Below are 536 nucleotides of genomic sequence, written 5' to 3'. Positions count from 1 at the left end.
CATCACACAGACGCGTGAACATCGATTCTTCCAGCGCATACGGAGGTCTCGCTTTAACACGAGGCTCTTGAGCTTGTTCAACTGGCGCACGACGGAACGAAAACAAACGCCGCTTGCTTAGATCAACCGATTCAGACTGGCGCATCCGAGTAATCTCTCTTTGCAGGCACAACGACTTGGTATTGTTCACTCAGGGATTGAAGTAATTCTTCAGTAAGGTTCGACAGTTTTGAGTAAGGCGTTAGAGTCACCGCTTTTTTGAAGCGCTTGTTGAAAAAACCAAACCACGTCATCAAGTGTTCGCGCAGCATTTCAGCCGCCAGTTTTTGCTGTTCAGTTTCAATCAACATGCCTAACACCATCAGCATCAAGCCGATCTGGTCTTCTGGCTCACGTTGGTCAGATTCCAAAGCAAAACCACAACGCTGCAAGAAGTAACGATATTCAATGGTTGATTCACCAAACAACACTGCTTCTTTATCTAGATAAGCCGAACCCCAAGGTGGCGCTGGCATCTCACCAATACCGGCAAACAT

At 47.2% G+C, this 536-nt stretch carries 1 protein-coding gene and 1 pseudogene; both read right to left on the bottom strand.

Annotated elements, in window-relative coordinates:
• Positions 1 to 145, bottom strand: a pseudogene (locus R7040_RS29550) (ferredoxin-type protein NapF); the annotation flags it as partial.
• A partial coding sequence (locus tag R7040_RS29545; RefSeq protein ID WP_318098061.1) for a molecular chaperone occupies positions 132 to 536 on the bottom strand: 405 nt, incomplete at its 5' end. The gene R7040_RS29545 and the pseudogene R7040_RS29550, both read right to left, overlap by 14 nt.

The sequence above is a fragment of the Vibrio sp. 1069 genome (assembly GCF_033340555.1).
The sequence above is the reverse complement of the archived record's forward strand: the minus strand, read 5'-3'. Positions and strand labels throughout refer to the sequence as shown.